Origin of the sequence: Anabaena sp. UHCC 0253 (assembly GCF_009712085.1) — a bacterium.
Taxonomy (GTDB): domain Bacteria; phylum Cyanobacteriota; class Cyanobacteriia; order Cyanobacteriales; family Nostocaceae; genus Dolichospermum.
Map to the genome: position 1 here is coordinate 670,657 of NZ_VILD01000003.1, position 17,290 is coordinate 687,946.

The following is a 17,290-nucleotide window of genomic DNA, read 5'->3' on the forward strand; positions in this document are numbered from 1 at the left end:
GATCAAATTTTAGGCGGACCAGACGGACAAATTTATGTAGGTTGTCGTTTTCCTGCTGATAAAAATTATCGTTGTGAATTACAGGAATTAGGTTTAAGGGTTGGTAAAAAATTAGCAGAAAAAGGGGCTTTGGAAAGATTTAGTGCTGATTTTATCACTGTTGACAAAGGTAATGGTCAATGGGATATTCAAGCAATTGAAATTAATCTCCGTAAAGGTGGTACAACTCACCCATTTATGACTTTAAAGTTATTAACTAATGGACGTTATGATTTGTCCACTGGTTTATTTTATAGTCAGCAAGGTAGACCTAAATATTATATTGCCACAGACAATTTACAAAAAGCTAGTTATCAGGGATTATTACCTAATGACTTAATGGATATTATCGCTCACCACAGATTACATTTTGATAGTGGCACAGAAACAGGTACGGTTTTTCATCTGATGGGTTGTCTTTCCCAATTTGGCAAATTAGGATTAACAAGTATTGGTGATTCTCCCGAAGAAGCGGAAGACATTTATAACAAAGTTGTGGAAGTTCTTGATCACGAAACTAGCGGTGATCATCACAATCATGCTATATTTTCTGATTATAATTTTCCTATGACTGGAGATGGATATAGTTGTTAATTGAGATCATCATTTGTCAATTTAGCATGATGTTGAACTGAAACAGATACTCTTAGAGAGGATGAAAAAATAACCGAGCTTTCCACTAGGAAAAACACGGTTAATTTTTGAATCTTGATTAAGTAGATTTGTTAATAGTTAAAGTTGTGAAGTTATGCTTTTAATATTGTTTTTTGTTGCTGTTTGCGCTTGATCATAGAACCTGCACCCATAGCACCAAAAGCTAAGAAACCTAACATAGAAGCAGGTTCAGGAACTTTAGCAACCTCAACATACTTTACTAAATAGTCATCGTTGCCATCGGTAACACTAAATCCGAAAATATTGCCTGTTGGAGAAGGGGTAAAGGTGAACTTACTAATATCAAAGTCTAAGAAATTACCACCGGGAATATTAGCAGAAATATAGTGATTTCCATCTACCAATAGTTTAAAACTGTCATTGCTGCCGACACGACTAAAAGTGGTAGACAGCAATTTTACAGTGTGACTAAAAGTCAAGTTGAGTGTTTCCCCAAGGGTAACTCCCCCATTAATCTGATTGTCCCCACTAAGAACACTAGTAACTACACTATTTCTACTAGTAACTCCTAGCCCTAATGTACTTTGGTAAATATTTCTCGATGCACCGCTGTTTTGAGTTCCTGTTGCTAATAAGGAAATACCGTCTTCAGTGTAGCTAACGCTGGATTTTATTTCAGGTAAGTCAATCCCATTTCCTAAGTAGAAGGTGGTAGCTGATGCTTTTGCTGTAGTAACCGTGACTGCTATTACAGATGTAGCAGCTAATACCGAAATTCTCTTAAATACGCTTAAAGTTGTCATTCAATTTATTCCTTAAAATCAATACTGGAGTTTATTCTGAATATAGGAATAGAATTTGAAATGTACATCAGTAATACTAAGTCTTACTAGACCTGTCTATGGTAGTTCATGCCTACATTACTTAAATGTCTTTCAGATATCTTTACGATTCCTATAATGTTGTGATTGGCTTTTTTCAGTATCTTCACTGAAAAGATAGTGTCATAGCCCTAGTAGTGTAGTCAACTTTTTATTGCTATCTTCACAGAAAAAATATAATTAGATACACGGGCTAAAATACTTTTTTATAGCTAAATTTCAGTAAAAAGACTTATTTTCAGTAACTTTCACCCCTGCAAATAAAAAGTTGTTATTTGTGAATTTATTAAATTTTGGATGAATTTTCGGTAATCAGGTCACGGAAAAGACTAATTATGTGCTTACCTAATCCTGATGAAGTTAATAAGCTAGTATTTTATAGCGGTTATCCCTAGTAATACAATCGAGGGCGCAGACCCTGCGCCCCTACAGAGTTTGCGATTGGTTGACTGTATCTCACAAAGAGTGCATATCGCTATATTAAGTTGTAATAATCACAGATTCTGACTCGTAATAACTGAAGATAATCACTGTATTATTTATACAATACTATCTACCCTGTAACTTTCCGTAGAAAAGCTTGAACATCAAAGTTTTGTGCTTGATTCACAGAAATATCTAGAACTAAAGTGAAATAGACGCTAAAATCGATCCAGCCTTTGTATTTTCGTGGTTTTGACCCAGATAACTCAGAGTGCGGTTCACTGCATAAATCCTCGGTGTCAGCGTCCTTATCCTCAACCCTGGGGAAACAAATTCTGTAACAGTTGTGGCGCACCGTTGCATCTATTAGACCGTTATTTCCCTCTTCAACCATTAGGAGCGGGGGGATTTGCCCAAATTTACACGATTTGGGATGAAAAGACACAAACAGAAAAAGTGCTGAAGGTGCTGGTAGAAACTTCACCCAAGGCGCTAGAATTGTTCATTCAAGAAGCGGAAGTCCTCAGTAGTTTCCGTAATCTTGGTGTGCCTAAAGTTGATGCTGATGGTTACTTTCAAGTCAATTTAGTTAGTCCTAAACCTCATCAATTACCTTGTTTGGTGATGGAAAAAATTAATGGATATACTTTAGAGGAAGTATTGAGAAGTTCTCCTCAAGGTTGTTCAGAAGATTTAGTAGTGCAGTGGTTTATCCAAACTGTACAGATTTTGCAGGAGTTACATAAACGTCAAATTATTCACCGGGATATTAAACCTTCTAATTTGATGTTGCGTACTTCCACGCCTGCAACACCCGCTAAGGATGATCAATTGGTGTTAATTGATTTTGGCGGTGCTAAACAATTTAGTGGTTCAGTTTTGCGATCGCATCCCACTTCTACACGATTATACTCTTCCGGTTATAGCCCTCACGAACAAATTCGCGGCGGTAATGTTGGTCCTGTGGCAGATTTTTATGCTTTGGGACGGACAATGATTCAACTGCTAACAGGTAAGTATCCGTCAGATTTGGAAGATAGTTTGACAGGGGAATTACGCTGGCGGAGTTATCGGACAATTAACCCAAATTTAGCCGATTTACTCGATGAAATGGTACAAGAAGACGTGAAATTGCGTCCAGCCCATGCAGCTATTATTCACAAAAGATTACTCAAAATTGCTTCCCCACCACCACGGGAAGGACTATTTAGCAGTACAGGGAAATTTATAGTCAAATCAGTAACTGAATTTACTCAAGCTATTAGTAATACCACTTTATTAATCATTCAGAGTATCTTTAAATCCTTATTAGCCTGTGTAGCGACAATTTGGGTGATGATTTTGAGCAGTATCTGTGGGGGAATAGGTACTATTGTTGGAGTTACTTTGGCTTATTATACTAATTTAGGCGATCGCTGGCTAGAATTATTGTCCTATCAATTACCAACATTAGTTAAAAATCAACCTTATATAGCATCAGAAACGATAGTTTATGCTTTTGCAGGTTTGGGAACTGCATGGGGATTGACTTTATCCGGCTGTTTTGGACAAAAACGCCGATTTTTGATGTCAGCCTCCATGGGTTTTCTAGGTTATGCTTTAGGCTGGTTAGTTTGTCAGTTTATTACATCGTCTAGCAACGCCGAAAACTTAGTAACCTGGATTTTAGTTTCATTTCCCTTATTAACCCTGGGTTTAGGGCTTCGCACTCATCAATTAGCTTACGCTGTAATTGCTGGTTTGGGTAGCGCCAATATCCTCGCCGTTTTAATTCGTTTCCAAGTATCACTAAGTTTATTCCATTTTTCCAATATACCCACAGGCTTTGACATCTTCCCAGCCATAGGTTTTTTCAGCTTGGTGAGTATCTTAATCAGTTTTTGTTTAAGTCTAAGCTATTACCTAATTATCCCCTGCTTACGCTGGCTAGGTTGGAGATGACAATTATGGAAGGAGTCAGGAGGTAGGGGCGCAGGGTCTGCGCCCAACCTAGTCCCCAAAACACAGATACCCCCAGTTCCTTTTCATGTGAACTGGGGGTATCCCATATTTGGTAGACTATAAATCTTTCGGTATACTAAGTTGAGACTAATATACATTCTTTATTCCCTTTTGCATAGTTCTGTAATAACAATTTATATAAGTTTTGTATATTCTTAATTATTTCTTTATATTTGGTGTTTCATTCTCCGTACTCGTCACCAGTTACCTTACCTCGGAAGACAATATACTGATACAGATTATAAAACAGCATCACCGGAATCAAGAAACCGATAAAAATGATCATAATTACTAGGGAACTAGGATCAGCAGCAGCTTCATAAATTGTAATTTGTCTGGGGATAATATAGGGAAAAACAATCAAACCCAAACCCAGAAATGTCAAAACAAATAACAAAATAGTCCAGACAAAAGGTGCGCGTTCTTCCTTGCGGTTTAAACTTTGTAATAGTTGCCAAATTAACCATATTCCCAAAACAGGAATTACCGCAAAGATATAAACTAATGGCTTTTGAAACAACCGCATTCTCGCACCTTCATAAATTATGGGTGTAGTAATTGTAATCAAAATTGCCCCGATTAAAGTTGTCCAAGCTGCAAGTTTTGCAGTTTTATAGTGAGTCTGTTGTAATTCTCCTGTAGTTTTCCAAATTAAATATGTAGAACCAATCAAAACGTAGCCTTGAATTAAAGTTAAAGCTACTAATATTGAAGGTAAACTTAACCAGTCCCAAGTGCTACCGATAAAATGCCCTTTTTTATCAACATTAACACCTTGTAAAACTGCACCTAACGCAAAACCTTGACCGAGTGCAGCCGTAAAACTTCCTGCACCAAAAGCCAAATTCCAAAATAATTTGCGTCGGGATAATTCCCGAAATTCAAAGGCTACACCCCGAAAAATAAAGCCGAATATCATTACCAAAATTGGGATATATAAAGCATTTAAAATTGTGCCATAAGCCAGAGGAAATGCGCCAAATAAACCTCCAGCCATGAGAACTAACCAAGTTTCATTAGCATCCCAAATATTACTTAAACTTGTCATCAAAATCCCCCGACGTTCTTCATCAGAAGAAGTGAGAGATAATATTCCTACGCCTAAATCAAAACCATCTAACATGACGTAGAGAAAGAGAAATAAAGCTAAAATCACAAACCAAACTTGGGGAAGAAAATATTGTAATGTTTCCATAAATTGCTTTATTTAGGGCTTAGTATTCAGGAAGAAGGAGTCATACGCAAAATACCTTTTAAACTTTCTTCCCTTCGTGTTCTTAGTACCTTCGTGGTTCATTTTTCCGCTGCTTTTGCGTAAATCCTAATTTTATTGTTGTGCTTCTATAGGACGTTCATCTGGTGTAAATTCTCCAGGTGTGGTATCTATTGCGGGTTTAGTAATTTCTACCCCAGGAATTGGTAAATCAAAATTTGGACCATTGCGAATAATGCGACTACCAAAATACAAAGCCGCAATAAATAAAATACTGTAAACTGTAGCAAAAGCAGAAAGAGAAACCAACACATTACTAGCAGGTAAATTAGAAGCTGCATCTACAGTGCGAATTTGTCCATAAAGTACCCAAGGTTGTCTTCCCACACAGCGGACAATCCAACCTGATTCCACAGCAATATAACCTAAAGGTGCAGCGAAAACCCAACCCCACATTAACCAACCTTGCTGACTAATATTGTCGGCTGAAAGTTTACCCCGTAACCATTGCATGGTACTGAATAACATTAAACCAACAAAGAAAAAACCAATACCAATCATGACACGGAAGGAATAATAAATTAAACCTACCATTTTTGGTCTATCTTCGGGTTTCCATTCTTTTAAACCTCGTAGCGGTTCAGAAAGATTTTGTTTAAATTCGAGAATATAACCTAGTCCATTGGGAATAGTAATTTCCCAGTCGTTTTTCTCAGCTTTTTCGTTAGGAATAGCTAATAAACTCCAGTCAGCAGGTTTTCCCGCAGGTGAAGAATTCCATTGTGCTTCCATTGCGGCTAATTTTGTGGGTTGATAGTGATAAACTTGTTCACCGCTGAGATGTCCGATATATATTTGCAATGGTGCAACTGCGATCGCTGCTGCTATAGTTATCTTCAAAGACTTAGAAAAGAAAGCTGTATTTCGTCTTTGCAAAATATACCAAGCACTAATTCCCCCAATCACAAATAAAGATGTTTCCAGTGTGGCAAAAAACATATGCAGCACACTATTAACCATGAAAGGATTTAAAATTGCTTGAAAATAATCATGAACCACAAATTTACCATCAACTAATTCTCCACCTGCGGGGGTTTGCATCCAAGAATTAGCGGTTAAAATCCATAAAGTTGAGAGGTTAGCACCAACAGCTACCAAAATTGTGGAAAGATAATGAATCGTTGGGTTGACACGCTCCCAACCAAATAACATAATACCTAAAAAAGCAGCTTCCAGCATAAATGCCCAAGATGCTTCAAAGCCAATTACACTACCAAAAAAGTTACCTACAGCTTCCGAGAACGGGGCCCAATTCGTCCCAAATTGAAATTCCATTGGTATACCAGTAGCTACACCAATCCCAAAATTAAGGACGTAGAACTTTGACCAAAAACGGGCGTGTAAGTAATAATCTGGGTTACGAGTTTTCAGCCATAATCCTTCAACTATCACCAGATAGATACCCATACCTGTAGTCAGGACAGGCCAAAGCATATGAAATATTGCCGTGAGTGCGAATTGCATCCGTGATAACACAACGGAATCGGATAAAAATTCCACGAATTCTCTCCATTAGCTCGCTATCCTTTCTAGGATAAAGGTTAGATATTAATGCGAATACCTCTAAAGTCTATACTTCAGCCCGGATTTCTCAAATATTGGGTATTTTTATTCCTTTTGAACTAGTAGTCTATCAAAGACATTTTGACGGGTAAATAATCTTCCTTCTTCCTTCTTCCTTCGCGCTCTTTGCGTCCTTCGTGGTTTGTTTCTCAAAATGTATTTGACAGACCGTTAGGTAGAGTCGAAGGCGCTTGTAAAGACGTTCCATAGAACGTCTTTACCACCAAATGTCTATTGATTATGTTGCAAGAGTGGGTTATAAAAACTTATCAGGTGTGATTGGTAGATCACGAATACGTTTACCTGTAGCATGATAGATGGCATTAGAGATCGCTGGTGCAACACCTGTAATCCCAATTTCCCCCACACCACGAACCCCCGCTGGATTAAAATTCAAATCCGGTTCACCCACAAAAGAGACTTGAATCCGGGGAATATCTGCATGAGTTGGGTAATGGTAAGTAGCCAGATCATAAACCACCGGATAACCGATATTGGGATCAAAATGGCACTCCTCCATCAAAGCTTGCCCAATCCCCATAATTACAGCCCCCCGAATTTGAGAAGCTGCGGTTTTTGCGTTCATCACCTTACCAATATTCATCACAGACACCCACCGAGTCACCTGTAAGCGCCCGATTTCCTCATCGAGACTGATTTCGCAAAAATGTGCGCCCCAGGACTGGAAAGCCCATTTACTACCCTCTTGACCAGGAGCAGAAGAGCCTGTTGCTTCAAAAGCTGCCCGTTGAGATTGACGCAGACTTGCAAAAGCCTCCTGGGCAGTTTTAGCTTGGGCAGTTTTGAGAACTTCCTCACAAGCTACCATTACCGCAGGAATTAAGGTTGCAGTCATTTGTGAACCCCCGGCAATACTACCATTGGGGAATAGAGAGTCACCCAATTCCACCCGCACCTTTTCCACAGGTAGTCCTAAACCTGCCGCTGCTGTACTCGCCACAATAGTATATGCACCCGTACCCATATCATTCCCACTGGTGAGAACATGAGCCGTACCATCTGCTAAAAGTCTGATTTTGACCGAAGCTGCACCTCGTAAACCGGGAAAAGTGCAACCAGCCATTCCCCAACCAATTAATTTACCGTCACGAGTCAGGGAACGAGGTTTTTTCGGTCTTTCTTGCCAACCAAATTGTTCTGCACCCACCCGCAGACATTCCGCAAAATGTTTAGCAGAGAAAGGTAAACCACGCCGGGGATTTTCCTTAGTTTCGTTTTTTAACCGTAGTTCTATGGGATCTATTCCCAACTCCCAGGCCAACTCGTCCATTGCTGACTCTAGGGCATATAAACCAGGATTTTCTCCAGGCGCACGCATAAATGTGGGTGTACCGATATTCATGACTGCTAGTTCTTGCTGGAGGCGCAGATTTGGGGCAGCATACATAACTGCGGTGATATTTGTACAGGGTTCAGCAAAAACATCAACTGGGGAAGTATAGGATTTAGCAGTATGTTCAATTCCCTGCAAACTACCATCAGCATTTGCGGCTAAACGAACTGTTTGCTCAGTTGCCGAACGGTGTCCAGAATTGGCTGTCATTTGTCGGCGACTGAGAACTACTTTCAGAGGCCGCTGAAGTTTCCGAGCCGCTGCTGCACAGAGAATTCCATGAGGCCAGGGAAAAGCTTTAGAACCAAATCCTCCCCCTAAAAATGGCGTAACAATCCGTACTCGCTCCGGTGTGAGTCCAAAAAGTTCTGAGTATGTGTTCTGGCTACCAGCTACCCACTGAGTTGCTTCATAGACAGTCAGGGAATCGGGATTTTGCCAGTGAGCAATAATGGCATGAGGTTCCATTGGAGCGTGCAGTTCTGTGGCTGTTTTGTAGGTAGCTGTAATCTTTACTGCTGCACCTGCCATACTATCGGCAAAATTCCCGGTGGCAAAGTCCCCTTTTTCAAATTTCATTTCTTCCCCAAACATGGAAGGAGCATTTTTAAAGGTAGCTTGTTTGGGGTCTAAAATGGGTTTTTGGGTGGTGTATTCAACTTTAACTAAATGGGCTGCGTCTCTTGCTTGTTCAAAGGTATCTGCTACTACTAAGCCAATAATCTGCCCAGCATAATGAATTGTGTCATCTGCTAATGGTAGCCGTGCTTCGTAGATTTTGGAGTTGACAAAGTTGTTAGTGGGCTTAAAAATTTTCGGGGCATTTTTATGGGTGAAAACGGTAATTACCCCTGGTGCTGTTGCTGCGGCTTGGGTGTTGATACTTTTAATTTTCCCATTGGCGATACTAGCAGTTACGAGATAACCATGTATTAAATTGGGTATTTGATGTTCGGCTGCGTAGGTTGCTGTACCTGTTACCTTTGCTTGTCCATCTTTGCGGTTAATGCCAGTCCCAATTATTGTATTATTCATACGATGCCTCCTCCTTGAGCCGAAACCTTGAGGGCGCGACGAATTGCCCGCTTTGTGAGTTCAATTTTATAACCGTTATCAGCCAAGGGTTTTGCTCCTTGTAAAGCGATATCTGCAGCTTGTGTAAATGTGGCGATATCTGCCGATTTACCTATTAAAAACTTTTCTGCTGCTGTGGCTCGCCAAGGTTTATGTGCGACTCCACCTAGAGCCAAGCGGACATCTTTAATTTTTTCCCCAGCCAATTCTAAAGCCGCTGCTACTGATATTAAAGCAAAAGAGTAAGAAGTGCGATCGCGCAGTTTTAAATAAACTCCAGATTTCGCAAAGGATACAGGTGGTAAAATTACGGCGCTAATTAATTCACCTGGTGTTAAATTACTATCTCGCTGGGGTGTATTTTCTGGGAGACGGTGGAAATCTACAAAGGGAATTTGCCGTTTACCCTGAGAACCTTCTACTTCTACCACAGCATCCAAAGCTGCCAGCGCCACGCACATATCCGAGGGGTGAACTGCCACACATTGATCACTAGCACCTAAAATAGCGTGCATCCGATTAATCCCTGTTGCGGCGGCACAACCACTTCCCGGCGCTCTTTTGTTACAAAGAAAGGCAGTATCGTAATAGTAAGGGCAACGAGTTCTTTGTAAGAGATTTCCCCCGACTGTGGCCATATTGCGAATTTGTTGAGATGCACCGGAGAGAATTGCCCTGGTTAATATGGGATAATTGCGGCGGATATCGGCATGATCAGCTAAAGCCGTATTTGTCACCAATGCCCCGATTCGCAAACTACCATTAGCCATTTTTTCAATGCTTTGCATCTGCAACCGAGAGATATCAATCAGTTGTGATGGTTCGTCTAAAAAGGCTTTCAAGCGATCGACTAAATTTGTCCCTCCACCAATAAACATGGCATTATCATCGGCTACCGCTCGGTTGACGGCATCTTTGACTGAAGTGGCGCGAATATAGGTAAAGTTATTCATGATGCTTGTATTCCCTCAGAAACCATCACATTTGCCATGGGGGAAGGGGGTTTTTGACCAATGGCCTGTTGGACTGCGGCGACAATCCCATTGTAAGCACTACACCGACAGAGATTCCCACTCAATCGCTCCTTGATTTCCGCTTCTGAAAGTTGAGCTAACTGGGGAGGATTATTCAAATCTGAGGTAACAGCACTGGCACAACCGCGTTTAACTTCCTCTAGTAAAGCCACAGAAGCGCAGATTTGCCCCGGTGTGCAGTAACCACACTGAAACCCATCGTTGTCAATAAAGGCAGCTTGTATGGGGTGGAGAGTATTCCCTGTTGCTAGTCCTTCAATGGTGACAATTTTTTTTCCTTCCTGCATGACTGCCAAGGAAAGACAAGAATAAACTCGTTGTCCATCAATAAGTACGGTACAAGCGCCACACTGTCCATGATCACAGCCTTTTTTACTCCCCACTAATCCCCAGCGTTCCCGCAGGGCATCAAGGAGGGTAACACGCGGCTCAACAGTTAGGGCGCGTTGCTCACCATTGACATTCAGTGTCACATTCATCTCACCTTTGCCTCCTGGATTAGTTTCTTTGGCTACGCTTCCTTGATTAAGCAATGAAGGAACAGTAATTGCTGCTCCGGCTGTAGTAAGTGCCTGTCCTAGAAACCCACGTCGGGATGTTTTCCCTGGCTTTTTGTCGGATTGTTCCATGATTGCTGCCTGCTATATACGATTTAGACAACTTTAGACATTCTACTATTTGACGTTTCTTTCTGTCTTCATCCACGGTAGTTAGGGCTTGCTAAATCCACAGGTTAAAATGAATTGACTGAAAATAATTAACAGGTGACAGGTGATTCCTTTTTTCTTCTTTCTCCTGACTCAATACTTGTCTGTTAACCTAAAAACATTAAATCACGTAGGTTGGGTTGACGTTAGGAAACCCAACATTTACGGATTTTTGTTGGGTTGCACTATCTCTTAACCGAACAGTATTGACTCCTGACTCCTATCCTTCACGAAAAGACTTATTCAATAAAGTTTAATCATATCATTCCATAATTCCTATTTTTTGATCATAATCTCCTATCCAAACATCAATTTTTCCGATTTGGGTATAATTGGTAAATTTATCATTTTTAGGAATATTTACGGTAAATTGTTGTAATTTTCGCCAATCTAATTCTGTTAAATATTCTTGATTTTGCATTTGGGCAATTAATTTTTCACTATCTCCCCATTTGACAACTACAGATGTTTGATGTTCATCATCAATCACTTTCACTGATTTAGCAACTTCAGGAAAATCATAACTTTCTCTTAGTTTTTGAATATCTACACCACCATCATGATTCTGATTGAATAAACTACTAAAATACATTTGAATAATAGGTAATATATCACCGTTTAAGTCATATTTTGCTAATATCTTTTTAGTTAAATTAGTCCGGTAAATATATCCGGGTGGGTTGGAAGATGACATATTAAAAATAATTACATTACCTTTGTCTTGTTTACCTTCTCGGTTACATCTTCCCGCTGCTTGAATGATAGAATCTAAAGGTGCAAGTTGACGATAAACTATGGGAAAATCCACATCAACACCAGCTTCTATAACTTGAGTGCTAATTAAAAAACAGGGTTTTTCATCTTTTAATAATTGTCGCACTTTGGTAAGAATTTGGGAACGATGAGCAGGACACATTCGGGAACTAAGATGAAAGCATTTTTCTGGAAATTTTTCCGATAGTATTTGATATCCTTCTCCAGCTAGTTTTGTAGTATTGACAATAATTAAACCTTGATTTAATCCAGATTCTTGAATACTAGAAACTATATTTTCCCATTCCCAAATATCTAAAATGTATTGATAATCAACACGGTTAAGTTGTTGAAATAATCTCGTAGTTTCATCTTCGGGAATAATATCAACAACATTAATTAAATCATCATCAAGGTTATGAAAAGCTGGTTGTGTAGCACTCATCAATACTATTGTACATCCCCAATCTGTAACTAAGGTATTTAATATATTTAATATTGGCCGGACTAAATTAGCTGGAATAGATTGAGATTCATCTAATAAAATAACTTTATTGATTAAACCTTGTAATTTACGGCATTTTGTAGGACGATTAGCAAATAAACTTTCATAAAACTGTACTCCACTGGTGACAATTACGGGTTTATCCCATCTTTCTGTATTTAATTTATATTCTTTAACTTCTGCTAATTCTGGTTCATATCCTGAATGATGTTCTAATACTGCTGTTTCTCCAAATAATTGCCGATAAACATCTGCTGTTTGTTCAATGATGCTTTTTAGGGGTCCTACGTAAACTATACCGGACATTTGATTTTTTTGACTGTGTAAATAAGCAAAATTAGCACTAGCAATGGTTTTACCAATTCCACAAGGTCCAGTTAATCTAAAAATTCCTTTTGGTAATTCACTTTTGTTGGTACAATGTTGAGCAAAAATTTTTCTAGCTATACTAATTGTATTTTGTGAATTTGATAAATTTAAATCATGATTCCAAGTATATGTAAAATCTTCTTGTTTTAGAGAATTTTCAAATCTTTGAGCGTCTAATCTATCACTATCAACTAAGACAGAAAATAACATTCTAATAGCAAATTCTCGGCGTAATTTAGGTAAATTAATATCTGGTAATTGTTCAGGTATAAAATCAGCAATTTCTTGTTGAGCATTTTCCAAACATTCTTCTAAACCTGCTGCTAATTGTTTATATTCATTTCCTCTAATTCTTAACCGTTCAGATAGACAAGAATGATGGCCAGCAATAATATAAGCCATTGCTGGAGGTTCTTTTTTTGCCATTTGTAACGCTAAAACTGCACCATGTGGAGAGTGTACAACTCGTTTACCGTTATTTTTGAGATATTCCTGCCATTTGTGCTGATATTTACCCAAGTCATGCCATAAACCTGCATATCTGGCTACAGCTTGAAATTCTTGGGGTACAGCACTTGCAGACATTTCAGCCACATTGTGTAAATGTTCTGCTAGTAGTTGTTCGCATTTATCAGGAGTAATTCTTGCTAAGTAGTTCATTCGTATCTATAATTAATAAAATGTTTTTAGTCTAGACTATGCAGTTAAAAATATGGGGTGAGTGGGCATTATTTACAAGACCAGAATTTAAAGCTGAACCGCACAGTTACCAGGTAATGCCCTTTACTGCGGCTGTTGGTGTACTGGAGTCTATTTTCTGGAAACCAGAGATTAAGTACAAGATTAATTATATTACGGTATTAAATCCAATTAGTACATTCACTATACACCGTAACATGGTGCAGTCCAAACAAATCTATGGAAATGCTAAAAAATGGATGAAGAATGATGGTATAGGTGGATACACGGCTGTGAGCGATCGCGCTCAAAGAAATCATGTCATATTACGTGATGTTGCTTATATCGTTGATTTCAACTTTGATTTACAGACTGAGGAAGATTTATCTAATAAATATGCAGCCCAAATAAAACGCAGAATTGAAAAAGGACAATGTTTTAAGCAGCCATATTTTGGCTGTCGAGAATATATAGCCTATTTTGGTTTTCCCTCCGCAGAAGATAAACCCGCACCGGAGTTAAAAGGGGAATTAGATTTAGGATTAATGCCTAAACAAATGCACTTTATTCCTGATAAAAAAGGGGCTGTTTCTTGGCAGACTTCTGAAGGTTTTGTTAAGGGTAATGTGGTTACAGAATTTGCTCACTTTATCATGAGAGATGGGCGAGTATGTTACGAGAATTAAATCAACTAGGAAATGCTTTAGAACAGGATAATAAACTCACGCCAATTGGTTTTGGTGAATGTGTTTGTCATTGGCAAATTAATTTACCTTTAGAGAGTTTTAGTGTTTTGGAAACACCCCCAAAAGGTGATAAGGGTAAACCTAAATTTGGTAAAAAAATATTAGTTCCAGATTTACGGCGGAATGGTGATGAAACATTATTAATTGATGATGGGGGAGAATATGTTTTTGGTGCTGGAGATAGAGGTGCAAAACGTCATCAACTTTATTTACAACTTCTAGAAAGATGTTTACAAGAAACTAACCATGAAGCGGTAAAAGCGGTTTATGATTTTATCACTAATACAACTGTGGAGAAAATCACACCAGAGTTAACCGCAGCTTATCCACCAGCAGCAAATATAGATTGGTGTCGGGATAGATTTGTATTCATGTTTAATGGTAAGCAAATTACCAAAATTCCCGCAATGCAAAAATGGTGGTCTAATTATTATGCTAGTAAACAAGATACCGTTGATGGTGTTTGTTTATTAACAGGTGAAAAGACTCCTACAATGGGGCGGAAAATGCCGATGATGGTTAAAGGTGTTCCTGGTTCTTCTACTTCTGGGGCTGCTATTAGTAGTTTTGATAAAGCTGCTTATCAGTCTCATGGCTGGGATGGAAATATTAATGCTCCCATTGGTTTTACAAGTGCTGTCAGATTTCATAAGGCTTTAGATTTTTTATTGAATAGTAACACCAACCGCTATAAATTAGGAGAACAGGTTTTTGTCTATTGGGGTGAGGAAGAAGGGGAAGGTATTAATCCTGAAATCTGGGAAAATCTGGCTTTTGAATCTATTTTTGCTAGTCCCCATAGTCCTAAAAGGTTTAACTTAGAAGATCTCAAATCTAGTAAGTTTTATCTAGCGATTCTCAAAGGCAATAAAGGCAGAATTTCCGTTAGTGGTTGGAGTGAAGTTACTACCCAAAAAATCAAAGATTCTATTGGGCAGTTTGTAGAATGTCAGCAAGTTAATGATTTATCACCTAGTCCTATTTGGATGTTGTGCAATACTGCTTTTTTGAATGCTGCTAAAGAACACACTGATAGGATAGCAACTGCATTAGTTAAGGCTGCTTTTTTGGGTGAAAGTTTACCTGATGAATATGCTTACAGAATCATTGATAGGATATGTAGTGAAAAATCTTTTACTCGTCCTAGATTTCAAGGTTTAGCAGTTTATTTAGCGACAAATAGAGACAATATGAACACAGACCAAAAAGTTTTAGACAATGCTTATATTTTGGGAAGAATTGCCTTTTTAATGCACCAAGCCCAAATTGATGCTCAAAAGATGAGTGAAGATAATACTAATGTCATGCGTAGTCTCAAGGCTTTATCTTCTACTCCTACTCAGGTGTTTGCTAGGCTTTGTCATGGTTGTACTCATTATCATTTAGAAGCAGGAGGAAAGATAAAAACTAAAAAATTACTCACAAGAGAATTTGAGAAGTTTAATATTTCTGAACTACCAGAAGTTCTAGATTTAAAATCTCAAGCTTTGTTTTTTCAAGGTTGGTGGCAACAACGGGCTGAGTATTTTACTAAAACAGTAGATGAAGTAGATGAATAGGAAGTGATGATCATGTATCTTACTCAAGCGAGAACCGCTATATATGTAAAGATGTTCCATGGAATGTCCCTACATTTTCACTAATAAAACTCTGAAAAAATAACGAGGAATAAAAATCATGACTGTACATTTAGACCCTACAAAAAAACACGATGCAATTTTATTATTTGATTGTCTTGATGGTAATCCCAATGGTGATCCAGATGCCGGAAATCAACCGCGAGTTGACCCCCAAACTAATCAAGGTTTGGTGACTGATGCTTGTTTAAAACGCAAGGTGAGAAACTATGTAGAGATGGTTGGAAAAGATGAATCTACACCAGAAAAATATAAAATATTTGTGGAGGAAGGAAGTGTTTTAAATGAAAAAATCAGTCGCGCTTATACTGCTGTAGGTTTACCACAAAAAGAAGGAACACCAGAACAACAATTAGAGGTTGCAAAATGGATGCAGCAAAATTTTTATGATTTAAGAATGTTTGGGGCTGTGCTTTCTACTGGTTTAAAAGCTGGTCAAGTTTGGGGACCCATGCAAATTAGTTTTTCTCGCAGTATTGATCCTGTTTTTCCTCAATCTGTGAGTATTACTCGTTGTGCTGCAACTGAGGAAACGGCTAAAAAAGATGGTACTAAAAAGGATAATAAAACTATGGGGAGAAAGGAGGTTTTACCCTATGGTTTGTATAAATCTCATGTGTTTTATAATCCCCATTTGGCGGAAAAATCTGGTTGTGTGTCTGAACGTGATTTAGAATTGTTTTGGCAAGCTTTAATGAAGGCTTGGGAATTTGACCGTTCTTCTGCACGGGGTTTTATGGCTTGTCGTGGTTTGTATGTTTTTAGTCATGCCAGTAAATATGGTAATGCTCCTGTGCATGAGTTGTTTGATAAACTAAAAATAGAATCTACTGTGAATGTACCCCGCAGTTTTGCTGATTATCAAGTGGTGTTTGATGATGAATTGAAACTACCTGATGGTGTAACTTTGACAAGGTTGGCTTAAAAATGCGCGAGGGGGTGGGTGTTAAATCGAAGTGACTATGACTAAGCTGGAAACTCTTGCACTATCTGGATTTCAGGTTATGGGCGATCGTATACCCTCGCGCACCTTGCACTGTAAGGGTTTCAGCGTTTTTTGCTCTTGTGCTGTCGGCTGGAATGGGGTATTATGGGGTGGCTCGCGCAAATCTGTCTGGAAATCCTTTATTTCCAAGGGTTTGAGAGGTCAGCAGTGACAATTACCAACAAAGGTGATTGAGGATTGAAACCGTTTAAGTCCTGTTCATTTGCGGAAATTTTAGGTGACAATTACCAACAAAGGTGATTGAGGATTGAAACAAAAAATCTACTAGAAAGAAAAAATAATGACTACTAGTGACAATTACCAACAAAGGTGATTGAGGATTGAAACCTCTGTTATGGCCACTCAAAACAGCTAAATAACTTAAGTGACAATTACCAACAAAGGTGATTGAGGATTGAAACCCCTTTAGTAAAAGACTAGCATACATCTCATATTTAGTGACAATTACCAACAAAGGTGATTGAGGATTGAAACGTTACTGGGTTTATTGATGTATTTTGGCTTACTTTTGTGACAATTACCAACAAAGGTGATTGAGGATTGAAACCCGATACAGAAACATTATTTACCCTGTAACCAATAGTGACAATTACCAACAAAGGTGATTGAGGATTGAAACGATAAAAAATATA

At 38.6% G+C, this 17,290-nt stretch carries 12 protein-coding genes and 1 CRISPR repeat array; of the genes, 5 read left to right on the plus strand and 7 right to left on the minus strand.

The window, feature by feature from the left end; genetic code table 11:
- A partial coding sequence (locus FJR38_RS28450) for a peptide ligase PGM1-related protein (RefSeq protein ID WP_254449424.1) occupies positions 1-633 on the plus strand: 633 nt, incomplete at its 5' end.
- 152 nt (positions 634-785) lie between these two features.
- Here the strand turns inward: FJR38_RS28450 and FJR38_RS11175 are convergent.
- Positions 786-1,457 carry a PEP-CTERM sorting domain-containing protein gene (locus tag FJR38_RS11175; RefSeq protein WP_168494264.1) on the minus strand — a complete coding sequence of 224 codons (672 nt, stop codon included), beginning with the start codon at positions 1,455-1,457 and terminating at the stop codon, positions 786-788.
- Between the two features lie 753 nt (positions 1,458-2,210).
- On the opposite strand from FJR38_RS11175, the gene FJR38_RS11180 reads away from it, so the two are divergent.
- Positions 2,211-3,899, plus strand: coding sequence for a serine/threonine-protein kinase (locus FJR38_RS11180; protein WP_168537014.1), 1,689 nt, complete (start codon positions 2,211-2,213; stop codon positions 3,897-3,899).
- 241 nt (positions 3,900-4,140) lie between these two features.
- On the opposite strand, the gene cydB is transcribed toward FJR38_RS11180, so the two are convergent.
- From cydB to cas3, 6 genes are all read right to left on the minus strand, one after another.
- Positions 4,141-5,154, minus strand: coding sequence for a cytochrome d ubiquinol oxidase subunit II (cydB, locus tag FJR38_RS11185; protein WP_168537016.1), 1,014 nt, complete (start codon positions 5,152-5,154; stop codon positions 4,141-4,143).
- Between the two features lie 132 nt (positions 5,155-5,286).
- Entirely contained in the window at positions 5,287-6,732 is a 1,446-nt protein-coding gene (locus tag FJR38_RS11190; protein ID WP_168537018.1) for a cytochrome ubiquinol oxidase subunit I, read from the minus strand.
- A 319-nt stretch (positions 6,733-7,051) separates the two neighbouring features.
- Positions 7,052-9,184: a xanthine dehydrogenase family protein molybdopterin-binding subunit gene (locus FJR38_RS11195; protein ID WP_168537020.1), complete on the minus strand. Its 2,133-nt coding sequence runs from the start codon at positions 9,182-9,184 to the stop codon at positions 7,052-7,054.
- Entirely contained in the window at positions 9,181-10,176 is a 996-nt protein-coding gene (locus tag FJR38_RS11200) for a xanthine dehydrogenase family protein subunit M (protein WP_168537022.1), read from the minus strand. The genes FJR38_RS11195 and FJR38_RS11200 overlap by 4 nt, the downstream gene beginning before the upstream one ends.
- Entirely contained in the window at positions 10,173-10,886 is a 714-nt protein-coding gene (locus FJR38_RS11205) for a 2Fe-2S iron-sulfur cluster-binding protein (protein WP_168494252.1), read from the minus strand. Before FJR38_RS11205 ends, FJR38_RS11200 begins: the two co-directional genes overlap by 4 nt.
- Positions 10,887-11,226: 340 nt before the next feature.
- Positions 11,227-13,251 (minus strand): CRISPR-associated helicase Cas3', encoded by a 2,025-nt coding sequence (gene cas3, locus FJR38_RS11210; protein WP_168494250.1) that lies wholly within the window; start codon positions 13,249-13,251, stop codon positions 11,227-11,229.
- Between the two features lie 38 nt (positions 13,252-13,289).
- Here cas3 and cas5c point away from each other — a divergent pair, with 38 nt between their 5' ends.
- The 3 genes from cas5c (at position 13,290) to cas7c (ending at position 16,577) form a co-directional block, all read left to right on the plus strand.
- A complete protein-coding gene (cas5c, locus tag FJR38_RS11215; protein ID WP_168494248.1) occupies positions 13,290-13,955 on the plus strand; it encodes a type I-C CRISPR-associated protein Cas5c in 666 nt (221 codons plus the stop codon).
- Complete coding sequence (locus FJR38_RS11220; RefSeq protein ID WP_168494246.1) at positions 13,940-15,574, plus strand: type I-C CRISPR-associated protein Cas8c/Csd1; 1,635 nt, start codon at positions 13,940-13,942, stop codon at positions 15,572-15,574. The genes cas5c and FJR38_RS11220 overlap by 16 nt, the downstream gene beginning before the upstream one ends.
- 118 nt (positions 15,575-15,692) lie before the next feature.
- Complete coding sequence (gene cas7c / locus FJR38_RS11225; protein WP_168494244.1) at positions 15,693-16,577, plus strand: type I-C CRISPR-associated protein Cas7/Csd2; 885 nt, start codon at positions 15,693-15,695, stop codon at positions 16,575-16,577.
- A 228-nt stretch (positions 16,578-16,805) separates the two neighbouring features.
- Positions 16,806-17,277: a CRISPR direct-repeat array (repeat unit 37 nt; unit sequence GTGACAATTACCAACAAAGGTGATTGAGGATTGAAAC).
- Positions 17,278-17,290: the final 13 nt, after the last annotated feature.